General features: G+C 67.8%; 17 protein-coding genes and 1 pseudogene. 11 read left to right on the top strand and 7 right to left on the bottom strand.

What is annotated here, in order from left to right; genetic code table 11:
- Positions 1–23: 23 nt before the first annotated feature.
- Together PGN16_RS08250 and PGN16_RS08245 are read left to right on the top strand one after the other, a co-directional pair.
- Entirely contained in the window at positions 24–443 is a 420-nt protein-coding gene (locus tag PGN16_RS08250; RefSeq protein ID WP_335308931.1) for a Dabb family protein, read from the top strand.
- 73 nt (positions 444–516) lie between these two features.
- Positions 517–2,595, top strand: coding sequence for a DUF3857 domain-containing transglutaminase family protein (locus PGN16_RS08245; protein WP_335308930.1), 2,079 nt, complete (start codon positions 517–519; stop codon positions 2,593–2,595).
- Positions 2,596–2,665: 70 nt separating this feature from the next.
- Here the strand turns inward: PGN16_RS08245 and PGN16_RS08240 are convergent, their stop codons facing one another.
- Positions 2,666–3,427 carry an ABC transporter permease gene (locus PGN16_RS08240; protein WP_335308929.1) on the bottom strand — a complete coding sequence of 254 codons (762 nt, stop codon included), beginning with the start codon at positions 3,425–3,427 and terminating at the stop codon, positions 2,666–2,668.
- Entirely contained in the window at positions 3,424–4,353 is a 930-nt protein-coding gene (locus tag PGN16_RS08235; protein WP_335308928.1) for an ABC transporter ATP-binding protein, read from the bottom strand. The genes PGN16_RS08240 and PGN16_RS08235 overlap by 4 nt, the downstream gene beginning before the upstream one ends.
- Positions 4,354–4,491: 138 nt before the next feature.
- Between PGN16_RS08235 and PGN16_RS08230 the strand changes: the two genes are divergently transcribed.
- Entirely contained in the window at positions 4,492–5,502 is a 1,011-nt protein-coding gene (locus tag PGN16_RS08230) for a hypothetical protein (protein WP_335308927.1), read from the top strand.
- Here the strand turns inward: PGN16_RS08230 and PGN16_RS08225 are convergent.
- The 3 genes from PGN16_RS08225 to PGN16_RS08215 all read right to left on the bottom strand — a co-directional run bounded on the left by PGN16_RS08225 (position 5,499) and on the right by PGN16_RS08215 (position 10,662).
- Positions 5,499–6,209, bottom strand: coding sequence for a DsbA family protein (locus PGN16_RS08225; RefSeq protein ID WP_335308926.1), 711 nt, complete (start codon positions 6,207–6,209; stop codon positions 5,499–5,501). The two genes, PGN16_RS08230 and PGN16_RS08225, sit on opposite strands and share 4 nt — an antisense overlap.
- Positions 6,206–7,555, bottom strand: a complete 1,350-nt coding sequence (locus tag PGN16_RS08220; RefSeq protein ID WP_335308925.1) for a M48 family metalloprotease — start codon at positions 7,553–7,555, stop codon at positions 6,206–6,208. Before PGN16_RS08220 ends, PGN16_RS08225 begins: the two co-directional genes overlap by 4 nt.
- A gap of 458 nt (positions 7,556–8,013) precedes the next feature.
- Complete coding sequence (locus tag PGN16_RS08215; protein ID WP_335308959.1) at positions 8,014–10,662, bottom strand: Rne/Rng family ribonuclease; 2,649 nt, start codon at positions 10,660–10,662, stop codon at positions 8,014–8,016.
- A 581-nt stretch (positions 10,663–11,243) separates the two neighbouring features.
- Between PGN16_RS08215 and PGN16_RS08210 the strand changes: the two are divergent.
- The 5 genes and pseudogenes from PGN16_RS08210 to PGN16_RS08190 form a co-directional block, all read left to right on the top strand.
- A pseudogene (locus tag PGN16_RS08210) lies at positions 11,244–11,999 on the top strand (N-acetylmuramoyl-L-alanine amidase family protein); the annotation flags it as partial.
- Between the two features lie 263 nt (positions 12,000–12,262).
- Positions 12,263–12,583, top strand: coding sequence for a DMT family transporter (locus PGN16_RS08205; RefSeq protein ID WP_028965514.1), 321 nt, complete (start codon positions 12,263–12,265; stop codon positions 12,581–12,583).
- Between the two features lie 45 nt (positions 12,584–12,628).
- The gene (locus PGN16_RS08200; RefSeq protein WP_335308924.1) at positions 12,629–15,124 is read left to right on the top strand and encodes a penicillin-binding protein 1A; all 2,496 of its coding nucleotides are present in this window, start codon (positions 12,629–12,631) and stop codon (positions 15,122–15,124) included.
- Positions 15,125–15,248: 124 nt separating this feature from the next.
- On the top strand, positions 15,249–16,376 hold the full coding sequence (gene prfB, locus PGN16_RS08195) for a peptide chain release factor 2 (protein WP_335308923.1): 1,128 nt from the start codon (positions 15,249–15,251) through the stop codon (positions 16,374–16,376).
- A gap of 18 nt (positions 16,377–16,394) precedes the next feature.
- Positions 16,395–17,105, top strand: a complete 711-nt coding sequence (locus tag PGN16_RS08190; protein ID WP_335308922.1) for a class I SAM-dependent methyltransferase — start codon at positions 16,395–16,397, stop codon at positions 17,103–17,105.
- A 170-nt stretch (positions 17,106–17,275) separates the two neighbouring features.
- Here PGN16_RS08190 and PGN16_RS08185 read toward each other — a convergent pair whose 3' ends face one another.
- A complete protein-coding gene (locus PGN16_RS08185; RefSeq protein WP_335308921.1) occupies positions 17,276–17,482 on the bottom strand; it encodes a hypothetical protein in 207 nt (68 codons plus the stop codon).
- Positions 17,483–17,569: 87 nt separating this feature from the next.
- Here PGN16_RS08185 and PGN16_RS08180 point away from each other — a divergent pair, with 87 nt between their 5' ends.
- From PGN16_RS08180 to mdoH, 3 genes are all read left to right on the top strand, one after another.
- Entirely contained in the window at positions 17,570–18,364 is a 795-nt protein-coding gene (locus PGN16_RS08180; RefSeq protein WP_335308920.1) for a thymidylate synthase, read from the top strand.
- Between the two features lie 75 nt (positions 18,365–18,439).
- Positions 18,440–19,930, top strand: a complete 1,491-nt coding sequence (locus PGN16_RS08175) for a glucan biosynthesis protein (protein WP_335308919.1) — start codon at positions 18,440–18,442, stop codon at positions 19,928–19,930.
- Positions 19,927–21,729 (top strand): glucans biosynthesis glucosyltransferase MdoH, encoded by a 1,803-nt coding sequence (gene mdoH / locus PGN16_RS08170; RefSeq protein WP_335308918.1) that lies wholly within the window; start codon positions 19,927–19,929, stop codon positions 21,727–21,729. The genes PGN16_RS08175 and mdoH overlap by 4 nt, the downstream gene beginning before the upstream one ends.
- Positions 21,730–21,819: 90 nt before the next feature.
- Here the strand turns inward: mdoH and PGN16_RS08165 are convergent, their stop codons facing one another.
- Positions 21,820–22,059: a hypothetical protein gene (locus tag PGN16_RS08165; protein WP_246346374.1), complete on the bottom strand. Its 240-nt coding sequence runs from the start codon at positions 22,057–22,059 to the stop codon at positions 21,820–21,822.
- Positions 22,060–22,134: the final 75 nt, after the last annotated feature.

Below are 22,134 nucleotides of genomic sequence, written 5' to 3'. Positions count from 1 at the left end.
CCGCGACGCGAGGGAGACAGGTCGTGGATGCAGGACGCAGGGAGATGATGGCGATGATGGCGATCGGCGGCGCAGGGATGGCGGGTGCCTTGTCGGGCAGCGAGGCACAGGCAGCGGCCGCGCCGGTGCCGGCCAAGGTGGTGCACCATGTGTTCTTCTGGCTGAAGAATCCCACTTCGACCGCCGATCGTGACCGGTTGATCGCCGGGTTGCGCACGCTGGCGGCGATCCCGGTGATCCGCGCGCTCCACATCGGCGTGCCCGCCGACACCGAGGCGCGCGACGTGGTCGACGGCAGTTATCAAGTCTCGGAGCTGATGTTCTTCGACAGCGTGCCCGACCAGAAGGCGTATCAGGACCATCCGATTCACCGCCAGTTCGTCGCGGACTGCGAGCCGCTGTGGCGCAAGGTGACGGTTTACGACACGCTGCGCGTCGACTGACCCGCAAGCGATCAAGCGAGTTGCGCGGCGGGGGACAGCTTCTACACTGACGCGAAAGGGGCAGGGGGCGTTGGTGAATCGGTTCTTGGCGGGGGGCGCTGTATGCGCCGCGTTGGTGGTGTCGTCGGCAGCGGCGGGGCAGGCGAAGGAGGCGGTACGCGATGTGCGATACGCGCCGGCGCCGGAATGGCTGATCGCCTCGCCACCCGCGAGCACCGCGCCGGTGCCGCCGGGCGCGCCGATGCGCGTCGTCTATGTCGATCAGCAGGTGCGGTTCGTGCCGGGCGGTAGCGAATCGTTCGAAGCCTATCGCATCAAGGTGCTGGCGCCCGAGGCGCTGGCGCTGGGCAATGTCACGGTCGCCTGGTCGCCGGACAGCGACGTGGTGACGGTTCACCGCTTGCAGATCATCCGCGATGGCAAGCCGATCGACGTGCTGGCGACGCAGAAATTCTCCATTCTGCAACGCGAGAGCAATCTCGAACAATCGATGCTCGACGGGCAGTTGACGGCGGCGCTGCAGGCCAACGGGCTGCAAGTGGGCGACGAACTCGACTTCGCCTTCACGCGCACATCGCGCGATGCGGCTTGGGGCGAACGACCGCAGGGCGGCATTCAATTCCCGTTGATGGGGATGCGCGGATCGTGGCGGTACCGCCTGCTTTATCCGAAGCAGCAGACCGTGAACATCAAGTCGATCGGCGATCTGCCCGCACCCAGCATCGAGGAGCATGGAGCGCTGATCGACCGGCGTTACCTGTTGTCGGATCCGGCGAGCGCGGTGCTGCCGGAGCAGGCGCCGCTGCGCTATGCGACGACGCGGCTGGTGCAATATAGCGGTTATGACGACTGGCGCAGTGTCTCGCGACTGTTCGCGCCGCTGTTCGCGCGCGCCGCGACGCTGGCCGCAGCATCGCCGGTGAAACAGGAAGCGGCACGGATCGCGGCGGAGACGAGCGATCCGGCGCGCCGGATCGAGGCGGCGCTGCGCATCGTCGAGGATCGTGTCCGCTACGTCTATGTCGGGCTGGACGGGGGCAATTACCGCCCCGCCGCGGCGGACGACACGTGGCAGCGGCGGTTCGGCGATTGCAAGGCGAAGACGGTGTTGCTGATCGCGCTGCTGCGCGAACTGGGGATTGCGGCCGAGCCGGTGCTGGTGGCGAGCAATGGTGGCGACGGGATCGACGAACGGCTGCCGGCGCCGGGCGCCTTCGATCACGTCATCGTCCGCGCGACGGCGGGCGACGCTTCCTATTGGCTGGATGCGACACGGCTGGGCGACCGCCGGCTCGCGGACTTGCCGCCGCCGGCGTCGCGCTGGGGGTTGCCGGTGCGTGACACGGGGGCACCGCTCGAGGCACTGCCGGCGGTCCCGCCGCGCCTGCCGCAGCGGATCGAGGCGATCGACATCGACGCCAGCGCCGGTTTCGACAAGCCGGGCCTCTATCGCGCGCAGCATGTTCTGCGCGGCGACGAGATCTTCACGATCCGCGCGCAACTGGCCGGGATGGCCGATGCCGATGCGCAGCGTGCGGTTGCGGCCTATTGGCGTCAGCAGCTTCCCGATGTCGAGCCGACGACGACGACATGGAAATTCGACGACGATCATCGCCTGCTCGTGCTGGCGATGACCGGAACCGGAAAGGTCGAATGGGACGGCGATGCCAAGCAAGGGCGCACGCATTACGTTTACTACGGCGGTTATACGCCGCCCAGTGAGCTGAAGCGGCCGAAGGATCAGCCACAGGATGCGCCCTGGGCGACCGACTATCCGAGCTTCACCTGTCATTCGGCCACGGTGAAGGTGCCGGCGGCGGACAAGGGCTTTCGCTGGAGCTTTTCGTCGAAGCCGGTCGATCGCACGCTGGGCGGGGTGACCTATTGGCGGATCGCAACGTTCGAGAATGACGTCGTGCACGTCACCAGAACCCGCCGGACCGACGTTCGCGAGATCAGCGCCACGCAGGCGCGCGCGCTGAACGACGCGATTGCGACGTTCGACAACAACAAGGCCTATGTGTTCGAAAGCCGCGGCAAGCCGACGGTGGACGTCGCGGCGAAAGGCAGCGACTTCGGTGACTTTGCGGCGTTTGCGGGGCCGAACCCGCCGTGCCAGCGGCCGGTGCCTGCAGCGGCAGTAAGCAAGTAGGAGCAAGGTTCACGGAGAAGCTCGCCCGTCATTGCTCCGCTACGCTCGCGATGACGAGCCGCGGGTAAGATCAGCTTTTCAAGCGCCAGCCGGTGCGGAAGATCGTGATCACCGCGGCGAGGCACAGCGCCGCGAACCCCAGCGTCACCGTGACGCATAGCGCGAACGATACGTCGCTCTGCCCGAAGAAGGTCCAGCGGAAGCCGTTGATGAGATAGGCGACCGGGTTGAACAGCGTCACCGTCCGCCACGGTTCGGGCAGCACGTCGAGCGAGTAGAAGGCACCGCCAAGGAAGGTCAGTGGCGTGACGACGAGCAGCGGGATGATCTGCAATTGCTCGAACCCGTTCGCCCAGATGCCGAGGCAGAAGCCGAACAAGGCGAAGCTGGCGGTGACCAGCAGCAGGTAGAGCAGCATCAGCAAGGGATGCGCGACGTGCAGGTCGACGAAGAGATGCGCGGTGGCGAAGATCACCATCGCGATCACCATCGACTTGGTGGCGGCGGCACCGACATAGCCGAGCACGGTTTCCACCGGGGATAGCGGCGCGGACAGCAATTCATAGATCGTGCCGGTGAACTTCGGCATGTAGATGCCGAGGCTGGCGTTGAAGATGCTCTCCGAAAAGATCGTCAGCAGCATCAGCCCCGGCACGATGAACGCGCCATAGCTGACACCGTCGACGCCGCGCATCTGCGAGCCGATCGCCGCGCCGAAGACGATGAAATAGAGCGTGGTGGTGATGACCGGCGTGGCGAGGCTGGTCCAGATCGTCCGCCCGAACCGCGCCATCTCGAAACGATAGATCGCCCAGATCCCGTGCAGGTTCATGCGCGCTCTCCCACCAGGTCGACGAAAATGTCCTCGAGACTCGACTTGCGTGTCTCCAGGTCGCGAAACGCGATCTGTTCCTGCGCGAGTCGTTCGAGCAGGCGCGGGATGCCGGTATCCTCGGCCTTGGCATCGAAGACGTAGCGCAATTTGTGTCCCTCATCCTCCAGCGACAATTGCCAATCGGACAGCGCCGCCGGGACGGTCGTCAGCGGATCGACGAGGGTCAGGTCCATCTGGCGCTTGCCCAGCTTGGCCATCAGCGCGTTCTTTTCCTCCACCAGCAACAACTTGCCGCCGGTGATGACGCCGACGCGGTCGGCCATTTCCTCGGCTTCCTCGATGTAATGCGTGGTCAGGATGATCGTCGCGCCCTGTTCGCGCAGCCGGTGGACCAGCTTCCACATGTCGCGGCGCAGCGCGACGTCCACGCCGGCGGTCGGCTCGTCGAGGAACAGGATCTGCGGCTCGTGCGCCAGCGCCTTGGCGATCAGCACGCGACGCTTCATCCCGCCCGACAGGTCCTTGATTTTGGCGTGGCGCTTTTCCCAAAGCGACAGGTCACGTAACACCTGTTCGATATAGGCGGAATGGCCCGAGCGGCCGAACAGGCGGCGCGAGAAGGTGACGGTCGCCAGCACGCTTTCGAACTGGTCGGTCGCCAGTTCCTGCGGCACCAGCCCGATCGCGCGGCGTGCGGCCTTGTAATCGCGCGTCACGTCATGGCCGGCGACGGTGACGGTCCCGGCGCTGGGCGTCACGATGCCGCAGATGATGCTGATGAGCGTCGTCTTGCCCGCGCCATTGGGGCCGAGCAGTGCGAAGATCTCGCCGCGATTGACGGTCAGATCGACCGTGCCGAGCGCGGTCGGGCCGTTGCGATACGTCTTTGACACACCCGCGACGGTGAGGATCGGTTCCGGCATTTCGCCCCCTTGCTGCTGCCGATCGATACGCGGCGCGGTCGGCATCGTTCCGACCCGGATCGGTCGCGTGCAGATGGTGCGCGGCGACCGGGAAGTCTATGGGGAGATGATGGTTTCGTGACCTGATGGGGGTGGCGGATGACGGTGGTGACGCCCGACAGCATAACGAGGCGTGCGGCAACGATCGTGTTGCCGATCCTCGTCGTGGCGGGCGCAGGGCTGGCGGCACGCACGTCGCTCGCCACCGCCTATCCGCTGCCCGCGCTGCTGCTGTTCCTGTGGATCGTGGCCGACACGATGACGCTGGCGCTGCTCGCACGGACGCAGCGCAATCCACCCGCGCGCGCGGTGCTGGGGACAGTTGCGGGCGCCTGTCTGACCGTCGTGGCGGGCGCGCCGCCGACGCTACGCGCGACGCTGTGGGCGATGCCGTGGCTGGTGACGATCATGGCGGCGATCGTCGTCGGGCATGTCGTGGTCGCGGGACGATCGGCGGGGCAGGCGTGGCGCGCTCCGGCCGCCGGGATGCGCGACCGGTGCGAGCGGGTGGCGTCGGCATTGTTGCCGCCGTTGCTGGTGCGCCTCGCGGCGGCCGAACTGACGGTGCTGCACATGGCGCTGTTCCGCTGGGGCGGGGCCGGCGATGTCCCCGCCGACGCGCGTGGGTTCGCCTATCACCGTCACCTCACGCCGATGTGTGCGGCGTTGCTGATCCTGTCGGCGATCGAGATGGCGGTCTATCACCTGCTGCTGGCGCATTGGAGCAGGGCGGGGGCGGTGGTGATGTTCGTGCTCAGCGACGTGGGGTTCGTCTATCTATTGGGGCTCATCAAGTCGTTCCGGTTCCGCCCGGTGCTGCTGACCCGCGACGGTGTGCGGGTACGCGCTGGTTTCCTGATCGACCGCTTCGTGCCGCTGGAGGCGATCGCGGGCGTCGACGGGGAGGTGCGGGGCGAGGAAATGCGCGAGGATGCGACGCTCAACGCCGCGTTGCTGGCGTGGCCGAACGTCGTGCTGCGGCTTCGCACGCCGCTGCCGGGCCGCTCATGGCGTCGCAGGACGCCGGTCGTGCGCGTGGCGTTCCGGCTCGATGAACCCGAGGCGTTCGTGCGGATGCTGCGCTGGCGGTTGGGGCAGGGGGCGATTTAGGACGCGCGTGCCTTTGCCACGGCGTCCTGCAGGCGATCCAGCGGGAGCGCGCCGCTGAGCAACTGGTCGCCGACGACCCACGCCGGGGTGCCGGAAATGCCAAGCTTTTGCGCGAGTTCGAGGTTGGTGCGGAGTGCTTCTTCGGCGTCGGCGGGCATATTTGCGAGGTCGACCCCGCTGGCGCGCGCGGCCTGCGCGATCGTCGCGTCGCTGACCTGGCCGGCGGCGTAGAGCGCGTCGTGGAAGGCCTTGAATTTGCCTTGCGATGCGGCGGCGAGCGAGGCGCGCGCGGCGGTGCGGCTGCTTTCGGCGAGGACCGGCAGTTCCTTGAAGACGACGCGCAGGTTCTTGTCGGCCGCCACCAGCTTCTCGATCGTGGGCAGGCTGGCGCGGCAGAAGCCGCAGTTATAGTCGTAATATTCGACCACGGTGACATCCGCGTTCGGGTTTCCGATCCATGCGTTGCCATAAGGTGCTTCGATCGCGCCGCGATTGGCGGCGATCGCGCGGGTCGCGTCGCGCTGTTGCAGTCGTTCGATCGCTTCCGGGATCAATTCGGGATGCGCGAGGACATATTCGCGCACGACGCGACCGATCCGCGCCTCGTCCGCCGCGCCGACCGGCGCCGCGCGATCCGCGAGCCACATGCCGCCGGCGCCGAACAACAGTCCGATCGCCACCAGACCCAACACCATCAACCGGTTCAACGGCGCTTCTTCTTTCCGTTCTTGTCGACGGCATTCTGCGCGGTCATCGCGATGTCCTGCGCACGGATCCAGTCGGGGGTGTTCTTGGGAATGCCCGCCATCGCATAGCGGGCGCGGTCGGCGGCGGTGCGGTCGTCGCCCATCATGCTGGCGCGCTCGGCGCTGGCGAGCGCGGCGCGCGCCTCGTCGCCGGTCAGTTCGTAGACGGTGCCGAGCTGGAACCATGCGAACGGATTTTCGTCGTCGCGCGCCACCGCGGTGCGCAGCACGCGCTTCGCCTCGTCGTAATTCGCCGGGTCCTCGGTCGCGATCAGCGCATGGCCATAGGTGGTGGCGATCAGGGGATTGGCGCGCGAGCCCTCGGTCGCGCGCTTGAGCGGGGCGAGCGCCAGCTTCGGCTTGCCGGCCTCCAGAAGGATCTGCCCCATGATCTCCTGGAAATAGGGATCGTTGGGCTCTTTCGCGACCAGCGCCTCGGCCTCGGCATCGGCCTTTTCGGGATAGCCGGCGCGGTGATAGGCATAGGCCCGCGCGTAATGCGCGTAGACGGTCTGGTCGCTGTCGGGATATTTCTGGAGCGCCTGCGGCGGCGGCATTAGATAGCCGTCGAGCTTGGCGCGGACGCGCAGGAAACGCTCCTGAAGCGCGCTGTTGGGCGGCTTGCTCCATGCCTTGGACGCCTGCACGTCGGCGGTCAGCGTCTGGACGCGCGTGCCCGACAGCGGGTGCGACTGCATGAAGGGATCGATGTTCTTCGTGCCGTAGCGATATTCCTGCTGTTGCAGCTTCTTGAAGAACTCGAGCATCCCCTTGCCGGTGATCCCGGCGGTGTCGAGGTAGCGGACCGCGGAGGCGTCGGCGGTTGCTTCCTGCACGCGACTGAAGGCGAGATACTTGCCCATCGCTACCTGTTGCCCGGCGGCGAGGATGCCCGCGCCGGCCTCGCCGCCGCCCGCGGCCATTGCGGCGAGGCCGAGCACCATCGAGAGCAGATAGACGCCCATCGCGGGCTTCTGGCCCTGTGCGCTGGTGATGACGTGACCGTCGGCGATATGGCCGAGTTCGTGGGCGATGACGCCCTGCACCTGATTGGCGCTGTCGGCTTGCTGGAGCAGCCCGGTGTGGATGTAGACGGTCTGCCCACCGGCGACGAAGGCGTTGATCGAATCGTCGTTGACCAGCGCGAACGACACGTCGGTGGGGCGCAGGCCCGCCGCGGTGACGAGCGGCGCGGACATGTCCTTGAGCAGCGCCTCGGTTTCGGCATCACGTAGCAGCGACTGCGCCTGCGCGGGTTGCGCGAGGAGCAGGACGGTGGTGGCGACGGCAGCGATCAGGCGACGCATGGGAGGCGTCTTAGGGCATGAAGACAGGAGCCGGAACCCCTGGGTCTGTCATTGCGAGCGAAGCGAAGCAATCCAGGGCGTCCTGGTCCGGCTCTGGATTGCTTCGCTGCGCTCGCGATGACGACGGGAGGCACGGCAAGGCTATCGAGGCGGTCTGCGGCCGGGGGCACGTGCTTCGACAGGCTCAGCACGAACGGGGGTGAGAGCGGCGTTGCCACAGCGACGGCTATTGGAGCGGCAATCGGGCGACGCAAGGGGCGGGTCTTGCAGTGCAAAGACATCGGCCGGCATCCTCCACCCGTCATTGCGAGCGTAGCGACGCAATCCAGCGCCGGATCAGGACGCCCTGGATTGCTTCGCTACGCTCGCAATGACGATGAAGGTGCAGACGGAATAAGCTCATCGGCCGGGCTGTGCGGCGGTTCGACTGAACCGCCGCTGAAGCCCGGCCGATCGCGTCACGCGCCGAACGTGCGCTGCCACCAGCCGCGGCGCGGGGCGGCGGTCTGTTCGGCGTCGGCGGCCGGCTCCTCGGCCGCGGGTGCCTCCTCCGCCGCCGGCTCGTCCGCGGCGACCGGCTCGGGGGCGGCTTCCTCGGCGACCTTCTTGCGACGCGTGCGCTTCGGCTTGGCGGGTGCTTCCTCGGCGACCGGCTCGGGCGCGGGCAGGCCGTCGTTGACCGGACCGGCATCGCCCGCCTCGACCACCGGCTCGGCGACCTTCTTGCGGCGGGTGCGCTTCGGCTTCGCGGGTGCCTCCTCGGCGACCGGTTCCGCTGCGGCGACCGGCTCGGGAGCCGGTTCTTCAGCCGCGGCGGCTGCCGTCTTGCGACCGCGGCGCGGCGCGGGGGCCGGCGTCGGCTCGGCCGCGACCCGCGCGCGGGGACGACGGCGCGTCTTCGGCGCGGCGGGCTCTTCGACCGCCGGTGCTTCTTCCGCGACCGCGTCGACGACGACCGGCTCGGGCTCGATCACAGCGTCATCGACGACCTCGACCTCGGCCTCGGTTGCCGGCTCGGCGGCCTGCTCGCCACCGCGCTCGCCGTCACGGCGTCGACCGCGACGCCCGCGACGACGGCGGCGACCGCCTTCGCGCTCGGCTTCCTCGCTGGCATCGGCATCGACCGCGGCTTCCGGCTCGGCGTCGGCGGGTTCGGCTTCATCAGCCTCTTCCTCGCCGGTTTCGTCGGTCCGCTCGTCACCCTCGACCCGGTCGCGACCGCGACGGCCACGGCGACGACGGCGACGACGCCCGCTGCGACCGCCTTCGCTCTCGGGCGCGGCGACCTGCTCGACGGTGTCCTCGTCCTCGGCCTCTTCCTCCTCGTCGATCTCGTCCTCGACCAGATCGTCCTCGGGCTCCTCGACGATCGGACGATCGAACTTCGGCGGGTGCGCGGGCGGTGGGCCGCTGGCCTCAACCGACATGCGTGCGCCTTCCTCCTCGCCATCGGGGATGATCTCGACGGTGACGCCGTAGCGGTCCTCGATCTCGGCGATGTCGGCGCGCTTGCGGTTGAGCACGTAGAAGGCAGCTTCCTGGCTGCAGCGCAGCGTCAGGACTGAGCCACGGCCGCGCGCCGCCTCGTCCTCGAGCAAGCGCAGTGCCGACAGGCCCGACGACGAGGCAGTGCGGACGAAGCCGGTGCCTTCGCAATGCGGGCAGGGGCGGGTCGATGCTTCGAGCACGCCGGTGCGCAGCCGCTGGCGGCTCATCTCCATCAGGCCGAAGCCCGAGATGCGGCCGACCTGGATGCGCGCGCGATCGTTCTTGAGCGCCTCCTTCATCGCCTTCTCGACCTTACGGACGTTCGATCCGTTATCCATGTCGATGAAGTCGATGACGATCAGCCCGGCCATGTCGCGCAGCCGCAGCTGCCGCGCGATTTCCTGCGCGGCTTCGAGGTTGGTCGCAGTGGCGGTCTGCTCGATATTGTGCTCGCGGGTCGAGCGACCGGAGTTGATGTCAATCGACACCAGCGCCTCGGTCGGGTTGATGACCAGATAGCCGCCCGACTTGAGCTGGACGACCGGATGGTACATCGCGGCGAGCTGATCCTCGACACCGGCGCGCTGATAGAGCGGCACCGGGTCGCTGTAATGCTTCACCTTCTTGGCGTGGCTCGGCATCAGCAGCCGCATGAACTCACGCGCCTGACGATAGCCGTCGTCGCCCTCGACGATGACCTCGTCGATGTCCTTGTTGTAGATGTCGCGGATCGCGCGCTTCATCAGGTCGCTGTCGCCGTAGACCAACGCCGGCGCGCTCGACGTCAGCGTCTTCTCGCGGATCTCGTCCCAGAGGCGGGCGAGATAGTCGAAGTCGCGCTTGATCTCGTTCTTGGTGCGCTGGAGCCCGGCGGTGCGGACGATGCAGCCCATCGACGACGGCAGTTGCAGGTCCGCCATGATCGTCTTGAGCCGCTTGCGATCGGCGGCGTTGCTGATTTTGCGGCTGATCCCGCCGCCGTGCGACGTGTTGGGCATCAGCACGCAATAGCGACCGGCGAGCGACAGGTACGTGGTCAGCGCCGCGCCCTTGTTGCCGCGCTCTTCCTTGACGACCTGCACCAGCAGCACCTGGCGGCGGTGGATGACGTCCTGGATCTTGTAGCGGCGGCGCAGGTTCATGCGGCGCTGGCGCAGCGCCTCGACCTGATCGTCGTTGCCGCCCGAACGGCCGCGACGGCGCGGGGCGGGGGCGTCGCCCTCGTCCTCGTCATGATCGGCGTGCTCATGGTCGGCGTCGTCGTGGTCGTCGCCTTCCTCGTCGCCGAACTCGCCGTCGTCGAGCGCATCCTGCTCGGCGCGCAGCGCGGCTTCCTCGGCGGCGTGCTCGGCCTCCTCGCGCAGCAGCGCCTCGCGATCCTCCTTGGGGATCTGGTAATAATCCGGGTGAATCTCGCTGAACGCGAGGAAGCCGTGGCGATTGCCGCCGTAATCGACGAACGCCGCCTGCAACGACGGCTCGACGCGCGTCACCTTGGCGAGATAGATGTTACCCTTGAGCTGCTTGCGCTCGGCACTCTCGAAATCGAATTCCTCGATCCGGTTACCCTTGACGACCGCCACGCGGGTTTCTTCCCGGTGGCGTGCGTCGATCAGCATACGCGTGGTCATTGAGAACTCTCCACGCGCCGCCCTCCGCCAAAGGGAAAGGGGCGCGACGATAAGGCGCGGCCGACCGCCCGATGGGGTCGGCGGCGCGGATGATGATGATGTCTGCTGCGGTTCGCGTTGCCGCCCGCTCCATCGAGCGGGAAAGGCCGTCCGCGATCGTGCCGCCGCCGGCACGGGCCGGGCGGAACAGCGATCGGGCGGAATGCGGCATTGCGAACGTCAACCTGATGACCCCGGGGCCGGCACGTCGCCGGGCGGGGGGTGGCACCGAAAGCTGCGTCGCGCGACCTTCGCGCAACATTTTCGGTCATCGCGACACGTAGCATCGCTTCGTCGCCGCTTCAACCGGGTCGTTTTTATGATTCAAACGCGTTAATCATGCGGGAAGATTGGCGGATTAACGCCCCGATCACGAGGGTGCAGCGTAGCGGAAGGGGGCGATGACGGGCAGGACGGGAGCGACGATCGCGGCGGCGCTGCTGGCGCTTGCCGCGCCGGTGGCGGGCGGCGATCCGTTGCCGCAGCTCGACTTCCTGCCGTGGAAGTCGCACCGCGACGCGACTCCGCGCAAGGTGACGGTTCGCGTGCCGCCGCCGGCGCGCGGGGTGCGGCTGCCGCGCATCGCCGGCGCGGCGGGGCGTCCGCTGGTGGTGATCGACGCCGGGCATGGCGGCAACGATCCCGGCGCGGTCAACCCGGCCGCCGGGCTGCGCGAGAAGGACGTGACGCTCAAGATCGCGCGCGCGATCCGCGATGCGCTGGTCGATAGCGGGCGGGTGCGGGTGGCGCTGACGCGGGACGACGACCGCTTCATCATGCTGCGCGAACGGTTCGGGATCGCGCGGCGGCTGAAGGCGGACCTGTTCATCTCGGTCCATTGCGACAGCGTCGGCACGGGCACGCCGACCGGCGCGACCGCCTATACCTTGTCCGACGTCGCGTCGGATCGCGAGGCGGCGCGGCTGGCGGCGCGCGAGAACCGTGCCGACGTGATCGCGGGGGTGACGCTCGACCGCGATCCCGACGTCTCCTCGATCCTGATCGACCTGACGCAGCGCGAGACGATGAACGCCTCCGCGGGGTTCGCGCGGCTGCTGGGGCGCGAGGCGCGGCCGCTGATCCCGGTCAAGAGCAACTTTCATCGCACCGCCTCGCTGATGGTGCTCAAGGCGCCCGACATGCCATCGATCCTGTTCGAGACCGGCTATATCTCGACCGCCTCGGACGCGGCGTTCCTCGACAGCAAGGAGGGGCGCGAGAAGATCGCCGAGAGCGTGCGGCGCGCGGTGGACGTGTATTTCGCGCGGCGGATGGCGGAGCGGTAGGGGAGGTTCTTTTGGGCACCCACCTCCGTTCGTCCTGAGGAGAGGCTGAGCTTGTCGAAGCCTCGTCTCGAAGGGCGCGCGCGGCGCGGTGCTTCGAGACGGCATTTCGACTTCGCTCGATGCCTCCTCAGCACGAAGGGGTGGGAGGGTACGGGCTGGACTTGCCTGCAAACACCGCCTAACCGACCCGCCGCGCGCGCCTCTTACGGGTTTCCGGCCGCTGCGCTTCCTCAATCGAGCCCGCAATCAAGGAGATCCCCGCAATGGCGTGGCTCATCCTCGGCGTCGCCGTGGTCACCGAAATCGTCTGGGCGCTCAGCCTGAAATGGGCCGCCACGCAAGGATCGTGGCTGGCCTCGGCCGTTCCGATCACGCTCAGCTTCGTCAACATGGGGCTGCTGGCGATGGCGATGCGCGGGCTGCCGGCGGGCACCGCCTATGCGGTGTGGACCGGGCTGGGCGCGGTCGGGGTGACGATCTTCGGCGTGTTCCTGTTCGGCGAGAAGCTCGCGCCCGCGCAGATCGGGTTCATCGCGCTGATCATCGTCGGGGTGGTCGGCACGAAACTGTTTGCGCCGGCCTGAGCGAGTTGCCGTTTGGCGGGCGAGACCGTACACGCCGAAACCGACATGGCTTCCGATCCGACCGCTGCCGTGCCTGTTCGGCGTATCTCTCCCCGCGCGCTGTGGCGCCGCTGGTGGGTGCGTTGGGGCACCTATCTGCTGGCGCTGCTGGTGGTGGCGCTCGGCGTCTTCTGGCTGGTGTTCGCGCGCGACCTGCCGTCGGTCGACAAGCTGAAGGCCTATGAGCCGCCGCTGCCGACCAACGTGCGTGGCGCGGACGGCGCACCGATCTATTCCTATGCGCGCGAACGCCGCGTCGAGCTGTCGTACAACGAATATCCGCCGCTGCTGGTGAAGGCGTTCCTCGCCGCCGAGGACAAGACCTTCTTCGAGCATCATGGCGTCGACTTTCCCGGGCTGGCGGGCGCGGTCTTCGATTATGCGCGCAAGTTCGGCACCGGGCAGCGCGCGCGCGGCGGGTCGACGATCACGCAACAGGTCGCGAAGAACCTTCTGATAGGCAACGAATATTCCCCGACTCGCAAGATCCGCGAGGCGTTGCTGGCGTATAAGATCGAGGAGACGCTGACCAAGCAGCAGATCATCGAGCTGTACCTCAACCAGATCTTCCTCGGGCGTAACGCGTATGGCGTCGAGGCGGCGAGCCACGCCTATTTCGACAAGGAACTGAACGAGCTGTCGCTGGGGCAGCTCGCCTATCTGGCGATCCTGCCCAAGGGGCCGTCGAATTACGATCCGTTCCGCGACACCGATCGCGCGCTGGAGCGGCGTAACTACGTGCTGCGCGAGATGGTCAAGAACGGCTTCGTTACCGCGGGCCAAGCGGAGGCGGCGGCCGCCGAGCCGATCGGTGCGATCACGCATCGCACGCCCAAGTTCGAGCGTGTCGGTGGCTATTTCGTCGAGGAAGTGCGCCGCGAGCTGATCGGCAAGTTCGGCGAGCAATCCGAGGACGGACCGCACAGCGTCTATGCCGGCGGACTGTGGGTGCGCACCTCGCTCGACAAGACCATCCAGCAATATGCGGCCGAGGCGCTGCGCAACGGGCTGCTGCGGTTCGACGCGGGGCGCGGCTGGTCGGGGCCGTTGCGGCATGTCGAGATCGAGGGCGATCGGTGGCAGGGGCCGCTGATCGGCACCAACATCATGCTCGACCACGACAACTGGCGCGCGGCGATTGCGATCGCGCGGGACGGCGACGCGTGGCGGCTCGGCTTCGCGGACGGGTCGACGGGGACGATGGCGCGCGACGCGGCGCAGATGCCGGTGCGCAATCAGGGCGGCGCCGCCTTCGCCGCGATCAAGCCCGGCGACATCATCGCGGTTGCGCCCTCGGGAGCAGGGCGGTTCGCGCTCCGCTCGGTCCCGCGCATCTCGGGCGGGTTCGTGGTGCAGGAGCCCGCGACCGGGCGCATCCTCGCGATGCAGGGCGGCTTCGAGTCGAGCGTCCAGTCGTTCAACCGCGCGACGCAGGCGTTCCGCCAGCCGGGCTCGACGATCAAGCCGATCGTCTATTCGGCGGCGCTGGAAAACGGCATGACCCCGGCGTCGATCATCGTCGACGGGCCGTTCTGCGTCGACCAGGGTGCGCGACTGGGGCAGAAATGCTTCCGCAACTTCGGCAATTCGCGCGGGGCGGGGCCGCACACGATGCGCTGGGGCATCGAACAGTCGCGCAACCTGATGACGGTGCGCACCGCCGCGCAGACCGGCATGGGGCGCGTCGTCAAGCTCATCAAGGCGATGGGGATCGGCGATTACTCGCCCTATCTCTCCTATGCGCTCGGTGCTGGCGAGACGACGGTGACGAAGATGGTCAACGCCTATGGGGTGCTCGCCAACTGGGGGCGCTGGCACGATCCGTCGCTGATCGACGTCGCGCAGGACCGGCACGGGCAGGTGATCTGGCCCGAGAACTGGCGCGCGTGCGACGGCTGTAACGCGCGCGACTGGAACGGCCGCGCGATGCCGCGACCGGCGACCGGTGGGCGACAGGTGCTCGACGCGATGAGCGCCTATCAGATGGTGCATATCACCGAGGGCGTGATCCAGCGCGGCACCGCCACGGGCTTGCGCGATCTGAACCGTCCGATGTTCGGCAAGACCGGCACCAACAATGGCCCCACGGATGTGTGGTTCATCGGCGGCACGCCGCAGATGATCGCCGGACTCTACATGGGTTTCGACAGCCCGCGCAGCCTGGGCGGCTATGCGCAGGGCGGCACGGTGGCGGTGCCGGTGTTCAAGGAATGGGCGCAGAAGGCTTATGCGGGGCTGCCCGCGATCCCGTTCCGCGCGCCGCCGGGCATCCGCATGGTGCGGATCGACCGCGCGAGCGGGCGGCCGGTGTTCGGCACCTTCCCGACCGACAATGATCCCAAGCCGGCAGTGATCTGGGAAGCGTTCAAGCCGCAGAGCGAGGCGCGCCGTGCCCGCCGGGCCGCGCCGTCCGCCGCCCCCTCGACCCGGCCGACCGCCAGCGCGACCGGCACCACCGCCAGCGACAGCGACTTCTTGCAGAGGCAGGGGGGCATCTACTAAGTCGTCGCCAGAACGTTCTTTCGTCGTCCCAGCCAGTCGCCGGGATTCCCCGGTCACGCAGCGTCGCTCGTGCCGATTGGGGATTCCCCTTCTGGTCGGCGCGGCGTGACCTTGGAGTAAAGTTATGCGCGCCGAAGCGCAGGCCCATGTCGACAGCATCAACGAGGCGCTGGCGCTGCTGCGCCGCTTCCTCGACTGGGACCGCGCGTTGCGTCGCCTCGACGAGCTCAACGCGCGCGTCGAGGATCAGGCGCTGTGGAACAATCCCAAGGAAGCGCAGGCGGTGATGCGCGAGCGTCGCCGGCTCGACGAGGCGATCACCGCGACGCGCGACATCGAGCGCGAGCTGTCCGACACCGCCGAGCTGATCGAGATGGCCGAGGCCGAGGGTGATGCCGAGATGGCCGACGAGGGCGTCGCCGCGCTCAAGACGCTCGCCGATCGCGCGCAGGCCGACAAGGTCAAGGCGTTGCTGGCGGGCGAGGCCGACGCCAACGACAGCTATATCGAAATCAACGCCGGCGCGGGCGGCACCGAGAGTCAGGACTGGGCCGGGATGCTCCAGCGCATGTACACGCGCTGGGCCGAGCGGCGCGGGATGAAGGTCGAGTTGATCGACTATCACGCCGGCGAGCAGGCGGGGATCAAGAGCGCGACGCTGCTGGTCAAGGGCGAGAACGCCTATGGCTATGCGAAGGTCGAGTCCGGCGTGCACCGGCTGGTGCGGATCAGCCCGTACGACAGCGCCGCGCGCCGCCACACGAGCTTTTCGAGCGTCTGGGTCTATCCGGTGATCGACGACAATATCGAGGTCGAGATCAACGAGAGCGACCTGCGCATCGACACCTATCGCGCGTCGGGCGCGGGCGGGCAGCACATCAACACGACCGACTCCGCGGTGCGTATCACGCACTTGCCGACCGGGATCGTGGTGCAGTGCCAGAACCAGCGCTCGCAGCACAAGAACAAGGCGGAGGCCTATAACCAGCTGCGCGCGCGCCTGTACGAGCGCGAGCTAGCGGAGCGCGAGGCGGTCGCCAACGCCGAGAACGCCACCAAGACCGACATCGGCTGGGGCCACCAGATCCGCAGCTACGTGCTCCAGCCCTATCAGTTGGTGAAGGACCTGCGCACCGGCGCGACCAGCACCTCGCCGGGCGACGTGCTGGACGGCGATCTCGACGAGTTCATGGCCGCGGCGCTATCGCAGCGCGTGACCGGCGAGGCGGTGGTCGTGGAAGACGTCGACTAAGTGGCGAGGCGCACGCCTGTGCTCCGCATCGCGGCAGTGGCGTTGCTGCTGCTGGCGGCGTGCGACGGGTCGCAGCCGCTGATCAAGCACAAGACCAAGGAGCCGGGGCCGTTCCCCGCCGCCGATCGCCCGATCGCGAATATCGTGTCGCCGCGTTGGTCGAACGAGGAAACGCGCGACCGGCTCGGCGAGGCGGGGCGGGTGATGGACCTCGCCGATATCCGCAAGGGGATGACCGTCGCCGATCTCGGTGCGGGCGAGGGCTATTACACGATCCGGCTGGCGGCGCGGGTCGGCGAGAACGGGCGTGTGCTGGCCGAGGACGTCGTGCCGGCGGTGCACGAGGCGTTGGCCGAGCGGGTCGCGCGCGAGCGGCTGGACAATGTCAGCGTGCGGCTGGGGCAGTCCGCTGATCCGCGGCTGCCCGACAACAGCTTCGACCGGATCTTCATGGTGCACATGTACCATGAAATCGAACAACCGTATGAATTCCTGTGGCGGATGCGGCCATCGCTGCGCCGTGACGGGCTGGTGGTGGTGGTCGACGCCGACCGCCCGACCGAGCAGCACGGGACGCCGCCGCGGCTGCTGCGCTGCGAGTTCGCGGCGGTTGGTTATGCGCAGGTAGGATTCAGGGAGTTGCGCTCGGCGGGCGGGTATCTGGCGACGTTCCGCGCGGCGGGGCGGCGGCCCGATCCGGCGGAGATCGTCGCGTGCCGGATGAAGTGAAGGCCGCTGCGTCGTCCCGGACTTGATCCGGGACCCCGCTTCCTTCTCGTTGTACACGATTGGAATGGTGGAGCGAGGCGCTCCCCATGTCCGTCATTGCGAGCGTAGCGAAGCAATCCAGGGCCGGATCAGGACGCCCTGGATTGCTTCGCTACGCTCGCAATGACGTCTTATCTCTCGCGCATCGCAGCATTCGCGCCACCATCCAGTGATGGCGGCCGGGCCGGTGTCGGCTCGACCGCACCAGCATCGCTACCACCGTTGCGCCAGCGGGGCCACCAATTCAGCTCCGGGTTCAGGCGAACGAATCTCTCGAACATCAGCGCTTCTTCACGCGGATCGCGCGGCGGTGGGCCTTTCAGATCCTTGACCGGCATCCGAACCTCCTCTTCGTCAATTCGGCCTCATCCTTATCACCGGTCGCACAGTGGCGCGACCCGCCCGCGCGCGCTACCACCCGCACCGTGCAGCAATATCTCGACCTCATGCGCCGCGTGCTCGATTCGGGCGTGCGGCAGGACGACCGGACCGGCACCGGCACGCTCAGCGTCTTCGGGCATCAGATGCGTTTCGATCTGGCGCAGGGCTTCCCGGTCCTCACCACCAAGAAGCTCCATCTGCGCTCGATCATCATCGAGCTGCTGTGGTTCCTGCGCGGCGACACCAACGTCCGCTGGCTGCAGGAGCGCAAGGTCAGCATCTGGGACGAATGGGCCGACGCGAACGGCGACCTCGGCCCGGTCTATGGCAAGCAATGGCGCGACTGGGCGGCGGCGGACGGGCGGCACATCGACCAGATCGCCGCGCTGATCGACGAGATCCGCACGCGCCCAGCGTCGCGGCGACAGATCGTTACCGCGTGGAACCCGGGTGAGCTGCACGCCATGGCGCTCAGCCCGTGCCATTGCCTGTTCCAGACGCATGTCGCCAACGGGCGGCTGTCGTTGCAATTATACCAGCGGTCGGCGGACATCTTCCTCGGCGTGCCGTTCAACATCGCCAGCTACGCGCTGCTCACGCACATGCTCGCGCAGCAATGCGATCTGGAGGTCGGCGAGTTCATCTGGACCGGAGGCGATTGCCATCTGTACCTCAACCATCTCGAGCAGGCCGAAACGCAGCTCGCACGCACCCCGACCGCGTTGCCGACGTTAACCCTCGCGCGGCGACCGGCGTCGATCGATGCCTATGAGCCCGAGGACTTCGTGCTGAACGGTTACGAGGCGCAACCGCATATCAAGGCGGCGGTTTCGGTCTGATCGTCGCGCGCACGCGGCAGTGTGTCGCGGGCGTTTTGCGTTGCAACAATCGGCCGCGTAGCTTGTTTCGCAGCCATGACGATTATCAGCCGACGCGATGCGATGCTGGCGACGGGCGCTGCGGCGCTCTGGCCGGCGCTGGCCCGAGCGCAGGGGCGCGCGGGCAGCTCGACGCCCTTTTCGTGGGCGGTGCTTCAGCAACGCGCGCAGGCTCTCGCGAAGCAGCCGTATCGCGCGGTGCCGCCGATCGCGGCTGCCGCTGCGCTCGATTATGACGCGGTCGGTGGCATCCGCTACCGCGCCGACAGGACGCTGGCGGGTGGTATCCGACCGTTTCCGCTGGGCAAATATGCGCCCGTGCCCGTCACGCTCAATGTCGTCGCCAATGGCCGCGCGACGCGCGTCGACTATGAACCGTCGCTGTTCGAAACCAAGCCGGGCGTCACCCCGGCACCGGGCTTCGCGGGCTTTCGCGTCATGGAGCGGGGCAAGGACAGCGATTGGCTCGCCTATATGGGCGCGTCCTATTTCCGCTCGGCCGGCGCGCTCGACCAATATGGCCTGTCGGCGCGCGGCATCGCGATCGATACCGGGCTGGAGAAGGAAGAGTTCCCGGTCTTCACCGAATTCTGGATCGAGCCGCTCGGCGACGGCGGCTATACGATCTATGCGCTGCTGGATGGCGAGAGCCTGACCGGCGCGTATCGCTTTGTGTCGCGCCATCCCAAGGCGGTGGTCCAGGACGTGTCGTCGGTGCTGTTCCTGCGCAAGCCGGTCGCGCGGCTCGGGATTGCCCCGGCGACCAGCATGTTCTGGTACGACGACCGCAGCCACAAGACCGCCGCCGACTGGCGGCCCGAGATCCACGATTCTGACGGGCTGGCGATGCGCACGGCGGGGGGCGAGCGCGTGTGGCGGCCGCTGCGCAACCCCGCGCAACCGACCACCGACAGCTTCGCCGCCGATGACATTCGCGGGTTCGGGCTGCTGCAGCGCGACCGCAATTTCGACCATTATCAGGACGATGGCGCGTTCTACGATCGTCGCCCGAACCTGTGGATCGAGCCGCAGGGGCAATGGGGCAGCGGGCGCGTGATCCTGTACGCTTTCCCGACCGCGGGCGAGACGACCGACAATGTCGTGTGCTTCTGGACGCCGGGCGCGCCGGTGCGCGCGGGGCAGCGGCTCGCTTATGATTACCGGCTGACCTGGGGCGGCGACGATCCGACGCTCGACCGCGTCGCGCATGTCGTCGACAGCTGGACCGGCAGCGCCGGGCGGCCCGGTGCCGAGCCGATCGCAGGGGCGGTCAAGCTGGTCGCCGATTTCGTCGGCGATGGGCTGGCCGGACTGACGCGGCAGAGCGGGGTCAGCGCCGAGATCGGCATCGCGCGCGGCAAGCTGCTGGAAAGCGCTGCCTATCCGGTCGTCGGTCAGCGCAACCGCTGGCGCGTGACCGCCGATGTCGCGCCGGAAGGCAACGGCCCCGCCGACGTGCGGCTGTTCCTGAAGCGCGGCACGGCGACGCTGAGCGAAACGCTGTTGGTACCGCTCTACCGCCCATGAACGCACCGCGCCCCCGCTTGCCCGCGCCTGCGCCGCTCGAGATGCCCGAGCAGCGGTTCGACGGACCACCGCCGCCCGAGCGCGCGCCGGACCCGTTCGACGGCGCGATCGGATCGAGCGCGGACATTTTCGCGCGGCGCGCACTGCTGGTGCTGCTGACGCTGGTGCTGGCGCTCGCCGCCTCCACCACGCTTAAGGAATCGGTACTGACCGACGGGCTGACGGTCAGCGACATGCTGTTGCTGACAGTCTTCTTCCCGCTGTTCGCTTTGCTCGCCTTCGGGTTCATCAACACCGTGGTCGGCTATATCGTCCTGACGACCGGGCTCCACCCCGGCTTCACCCCGATGCCGCGCTGGTCGGAGCCGCTGAAGGGCCGCACCGCGATCCTGATGCCGGTCCACAACGAGGACATCGACGAAGTGTGCGGGCGGCTGGCGCAGATGGCCGAGGCGCTGGCGCGTAGCGGCACGTGCGGCGCGTTCGACTTCTTCATCCTGAGCGACTCCGCCGCCGAAAACGAGGCGGCGGAGGTGGCGGCGTGGCAGGCGCTGGCCGAGCGGTCAGAGTGTGCGATCTATTATCATCGCCGCGTCGAAAATATCGGACGCAAGCCGGGCAATATCGCCGACTGGCTGCGCGCGCACGGCGCGGCCTATGACTATATGCTGATGCTCGATGCCGACAGCCTGATGGGCGGCGAGACGATCGTCGGGATGACGCAGATCATGGACCGCCGGCCCGGCGTCGCCTTGCTCCAGACCGTGCCGCAAGTGATAAACGCATCGACGCTGTTCCAGCGCTGGATGCAATTCTCCAGCCGCATCTACGGCCCCGCCGCCACCGCCGGTCTGGTGTGGTGGTCGGGCGCGGAGGCGACCTTCTGGGGGCATAATGCGCTGATCCGCGTGCAAGCCTTCGCGGACAGTTGCGGATTGCCGGTGCTGCCGGGCGCGCCGCCGTTCGGGGGCACGATCATGAGCCACGACGTCGTCGAGGCGGCGCTGCTGCGGCGGCGCGGCTGGCGCGTGCACATGGTGATGACCGAGGAGACGTTCGAGGAATATCCCCCGACGCTGATCGACGCTGGCGTGCGCGATCGGCGGTGGGCGCAGGGCAACCTTCAGCACATGGCGCTGCTCGGCGCTTCGGGCTTCCATTGGATCAACCGGTTGCAATTGCTGCTGGGCGCGGCGGGCTATCTCGCCTCGCCGCTGTGGCTGCTGCTGATCGCGGTCAGCGTGGTGCAGGCGGTGCGCGGCGAGCCCGGGCTGATGTCCGGCGATCCGTCGGGGATGGTGCTGGAATTGACGCTGGCGCTGCTGTTCGGGCCGAAGCTGCTCGGTATCCTTCACGCGCTGACCGACGGGCGTCGGCGGCAGGCGCTCGGTGGTGCCGGCGGAATCCTGCGTTCGGTGCTGATCGACGTACCGCTTTCCACGCTCGCGGCGCCGGGGATCGCGCTGACCCAGACGATCGACCTGATCGGGATCGCCACGCAGCGCAAGGCGGAATGGCATCCGCAGAACCGCCGCGTCGACGGATTGCCGATGTCGGCGATCCTGCCGCGCTATCGCTGGCATTTGGGCATGGGCGTGGTGCTGCTCGCCCTGTCACCGTTGATGCCGGCGGCGGCGCTGTGGCTGTCGCCGGTCACCGCCGGGCTGCTGCTGTCGCCGCTGATCGTGCAGTGGACCGCAAGCGAACGCTGGGGCGCGCGCGCGGCGCGGGCCGGGGTGTTCGTGACCGATGCGGGACGGGAGGGGCACCCTCAGGTGCCGGCAGTTGCGGTCGGGTGACGCGCCGTCCGCAAAGGGCGGATAAAGATACGCACAAAAAAGGGGGGAGCGACGCCGGCGCCGCTCCCCCCTTCAATGCCTCAGAACAGCTTAGTTGCTGTCCGAATCGTCACCATCGTCGGCGATGATGATGATGCCGGCGATCACCGCCGCCGCCGCAACGGCCGCAACGATCAGACCGCCACCGGCCAGTTCGTTCTTCTTCGCGGTCGGAGCCGACGCACGAGCGGCCTTGGCGACCGACAGGCTGGCAGCCGAGTTGACCGGAGCCGCAACCGCCGGAACGGTGGCGAGCGAAGCGACCGCAGCCGCCATCAGAAACTTCTTCATTTTACCATCTCCCTCGAGGCCAACGGCTACTGTCATGCCGCAACGCGTCATGCAACGGCAGTAATATTACAATGC

Source organism: Sphingomonas phyllosphaerae (genome assembly GCF_036946485.1).
Taxonomy (GTDB): domain Bacteria; phylum Pseudomonadota; class Alphaproteobacteria; order Sphingomonadales; family Sphingomonadaceae; genus Sphingomonas; species Sphingomonas phyllosphaerae_E.
The sequence above is the reverse complement of the archived record's forward strand: the minus strand, read 5'-3'. Positions and strand labels throughout refer to the sequence as shown.

What these genes read in the sequence shown, in the direction of transcription:
- PGN16_RS08240 (WP_335308929.1), bottom strand. Translation starts at nt 3,427, where the DNA reads ATGAACCTGCACGGGATCTGGGCGATCTATCGTTTCGAGATGGCGCGG.
- PGN16_RS08235 (WP_335308928.1), bottom strand. Translation starts at nt 4,353, where the DNA reads ATGCCGGAACCGATCCTCACCGTCGCGGGTGTGTCAAAGACGTATCGC.
- PGN16_RS08230 (WP_335308927.1), top strand. Translation starts at nt 4,492, where the DNA reads ATGACGGTGGTGACGCCCGACAGCATAACGAGGCGTGCGGCAACGATC.
- PGN16_RS08220 (WP_335308925.1), bottom strand. Translation starts at nt 7,555, where the DNA reads ATGCGTCGCCTGATCGCTGCCGTCGCCACCACCGTCCTGCTCCTCGCG.
- PGN16_RS08215 (WP_335308959.1), bottom strand. Translation starts at nt 10,662, where the DNA reads ATGCTGATCGACGCACGCCACCGGGAAGAAACCCGCGTGGCGGTCGTC.
- PGN16_RS08205 (WP_028965514.1), top strand. Translation starts at nt 12,263, where the DNA reads ATGGCGTGGCTCATCCTCGGCGTCGCCGTGGTCACCGAAATCGTCTGG.
- PGN16_RS08200 (WP_335308924.1), top strand. Translation starts at nt 12,629, where the DNA reads ATGGCTTCCGATCCGACCGCTGCCGTGCCTGTTCGGCGTATCTCTCCC.
- prfB (WP_335308923.1), top strand. Translation starts at nt 15,249, where the DNA reads ATGCGCGCCGAAGCGCAGGCCCATGTCGACAGCATCAACGAGGCGCTG.
- PGN16_RS08185 (WP_335308921.1), bottom strand. Translation starts at nt 17,482, where the DNA reads ATGCCGGTCAAGGATCTGAAAGGCCCACCGCCGCGCGATCCGCGTGAA.
- PGN16_RS08175 (WP_335308919.1), top strand. Translation starts at nt 18,440, where the DNA reads ATGACGATTATCAGCCGACGCGATGCGATGCTGGCGACGGGCGCTGCG.
- mdoH (WP_335308918.1), top strand. Translation starts at nt 19,927, where the DNA reads ATGAACGCACCGCGCCCCCGCTTGCCCGCGCCTGCGCCGCTCGAGATG.
- PGN16_RS08165 (WP_246346374.1), bottom strand. Translation starts at nt 22,059, where the DNA reads ATGAAGAAGTTTCTGATGGCGGCTGCGGTCGCTTCGCTCGCCACCGTT.